Below are 2,815 nucleotides of genomic sequence, written 5' to 3'. Positions count from 1 at the left end.
GGGTGAGGGCCACCCCACTCCCTCATTCCCGCGCAACCGCCCTGCCCCCGCTCATCTTGACCGCCCCGCGACCCCGTGCGAGCTTCGGGGCCCTTTCCCTGCCCTGGAGGTCCGTCATGTCGGGTGTTCGCTGGCTCGCCCTGCCGCTCTTGAGTATCGCCCTCGGCGCCCAGGCCGCGGCGACGCCGCTGCCGGCCCTGCTGGACGCCATGGCCCAGCGCCTGACGCTGGCCGATCAGGTCGCCCGCAGCAAGCACGACAGCGGCAAGCCGGTGCTGGACGAAGTCCGCGAACGCCAGGTGCTGCAGGACGTCGCCCAGGCCGCGCCCGCCGCCAGCGTCTCACTGGCCACCGCCCAGACCTTTTTCGCCGCCCAGATGGAAGCCAACAAGCTGGTGCAATACGGCCTGCTGCAGGCCTGGCGGCGCAACGAACAGCCGCTGCCCGCCAGCACGACGGACCTAACGGCACTCAGAACCCAGCTGAACGAACTCCAGGCCAGGCTGCTCGGTGGTCTCGCCGCCACCGGCGAAGTGCGCGCCGCCGCGGACTGCCCGGCGCAGCTGGATCGCGCCCTCGCCGCCCATCTCGCCGCCGCACACCCCGATGCTCTCCACCGCCTGGCCCTGGTGCGGGCGCTGGGCGATTTCTGCACCCTGCCCCGCTGAGAGCCTGTGCATAATCGGCGGCACGGCGACCGAACCGCGTTGAATCCAAGGACTCCCCATGCACATCCTGCTCGTCGAAGATGACGCCACCCTGGCCGACGGTATCCGCCGCGTCCTGGAAGGCCATGGCATGCAGGTCGACCTCCTGCGCAACGGCGCCGAGGCCGACGCCTGGCTGCGTACCACCCGCTTCGCCGTGGTGGTGCTGGACATCGGCCTGCCCGGTGGCCTGGACGGCTTCGAGGTGGTCCGCCGCCTGCGCCAGCGTGGCAGCGATCAGCCGGTGCTGCTGCTCACCGCCCGCGACGCCATCGACGACCGGGTGCACGGCTTCGAGGTGGGCGCCGACGACTACCTGGTCAAGCCCTTTGCCGTGCCCGAGCTGGTGGCGCGGATCAAGGCGCTGGTCCGTCGCGCCGGTGGCCAGAACAGCGCCGACCTCGCCCTCGGCGCCCTGCGCCTGGACACCGCCGCCCACCAGGCGCGCCTCGGCGACACCCCGCTGGATCTCTCGGCCCGCGAGTGGGCGGTGCTCGAACACCTGCTGCGCCAGGCCGGCAAGGTGGTCTCCAAGCAGCAGATCATCGACGCCCTGGCCCCCTGGGGCAGCGAGGACCTGACCCACAACGCCGTGGAGGTCTATGTCTCGCGGCTACGGTTGAAACTGGCCGACTCCGGGGTAGGCATCCGCACCGTGCGCGGCTTCGGCTATCGCCTGGAAGAAGCCGCGCCATGACCGCCACCGCGCCCAGCCTGCGCCGGCGGCTGCTGAAATGGCTGGTGCTGCCGGTGCTGCTGGTCAATCTCGGCGGCGCCGTGGTCAGCTACCAGTTCGCCCGCAAACCGGCGTTCAGCGCCCTGGACGGCGATCTCACCGATGCAGCGATCCTGCTGCTCGAACAGCTGGAGGTGGATGGCAACGGCCGCCTGTGGCTGCCGACGGAAGCCGACTACCTGCTGCGCCACAACAGCCACGACCACGTCTGGCTGGCAGTGCGCAGCCTCGACGGCCAGCTGCTGTTCGGCGATGCCGCCATGCCGGTCCAGGAGATCACCGACGAGATGCGCGACGGCCATACCACCGCCCTGCGCACCCGCATCAATGATCGCTGGGTGTTCATGGTCGGCCGCCTGGGCGTGGTGGCCGGGCAACCGGTGGTGGCCAGCGTGGCCCAGACCCTGAGTCGCCACACCGCCGCCCTGCAGCGCATGGTGCTGACCCTGGTGGCGGTGCAGATCCTGGTCGCCCTGCTGATCGCCGCCCAGCTGCTCTGGGCGGTACGCCGGGGCCTCAAGCCCCTGGAACGGCTGGAGCGTCAGCTCGACAGCCGCCACTACGATGACCTGGCGCCGCTGCGCGAAGAGGGCGCGCCGCGCGAACTGGGCACCTTCGTCACCGCGCTCAACGGTCTGCTGCTGCGCATCCGCGAGGGCGCGCGCAACCAGCGCGCCTTTCTCGATGACATGGCGCACCAGTTGCGCACCCCGCTGGCCGGCATCAGCACCCTGACCCAGTGGCTGCGCCAGCGCCATGCCGGCGATGCCGAAAGCGCCGCCGCCCTGGCGCAGCTCCAGGCCGCCACCGAGCGCATGACCCGCCAGGCCAACCAGTTGCTGACCCTGGCCCGCGCCGCCACCGCGCGGCTGGACGAACTGATCGGCGCAGCCATGCCCAGCCAGTTGTCCCAGGCCGATGGCCACGGCATCGACCTGGGCTACGAACTGGAGCCGCAGACCGTGCAGGGCAATGCCTTCCAGCTGCGCGACCTGCTCGACAACCTGATCGACAACGCCCTCAGATACAGCCCGCGCGGCGGTCAGGTCACGGTGCGGCTGCGTGGCCAGGCAGGGGCCACGGTACTGGAGGTGGAAGACGACGGCCCGGGCATTCCCGAGGCGGAGTGCGAACGCATCTTCGAGCGCTTCTATCGCCTCGACAGCGGCATCCATGGCACCGGCCTGGGCTTGGCCATCGTCCGCGACATCGCCACCGCCCACGACGCCGGCATCGAACTGGCGACCGCCACCGGCGGCCAGGGCCTGCGCGTGGCCATCCATTTCCCGCCCCTGGTCGTGCCACCGGTGGAGGCTTCTTAGGTTGGGTGGAAAGCTACCCTCACCCCAACCCCTGTCTCTTATACACATCT

3 protein-coding genes are annotated in these 2,815 nt (G+C 70.5%); all 3 read left to right on the top strand.

What is annotated here, in order from left to right; all coding sequences use genetic code 11:
- Positions 1-116 precede the first annotated feature (116 nt).
- The 3 genes from GSQ95_RS18615 to GSQ95_RS18605 are packed head-to-tail and all read left to right on the top strand — an operon-like array spanning position 117 to position 2,765.
- Positions 117-668 carry a chorismate mutase gene (locus GSQ95_RS18615; RefSeq protein WP_158895549.1) on the top strand — a complete coding sequence of 184 codons (552 nt, stop codon included), beginning with the start codon at positions 117-119 and terminating at the stop codon, positions 666-668.
- 58 nt (positions 669-726) lie between these two features.
- Positions 727-1,404 (top strand): response regulator transcription factor, encoded by a 678-nt coding sequence (locus tag GSQ95_RS18610; RefSeq protein ID WP_133860350.1) that lies wholly within the window; start codon positions 727-729, stop codon positions 1,402-1,404.
- Positions 1,401-2,765, top strand: a complete 1,365-nt coding sequence (locus GSQ95_RS18605) for a sensor histidine kinase (RefSeq protein ID WP_158895547.1) — start codon at positions 1,401-1,403, stop codon at positions 2,763-2,765. Before GSQ95_RS18610 ends, GSQ95_RS18605 begins: the two co-directional genes overlap by 4 nt.
- Positions 2,766-2,815: the final 50 nt, after the last annotated feature.

The organism is Pseudomonas sp. BAV 4579 (assembly GCF_009765395.1).
Classification (GTDB): Bacteria; Pseudomonadota; Gammaproteobacteria; order Pseudomonadales; family Pseudomonadaceae; genus Chryseomonas; species Chryseomonas aestiva.
The sequence above is the reverse complement of the archived record's forward strand: the minus strand, read 5'-3'. Positions and strand labels throughout refer to the sequence as shown.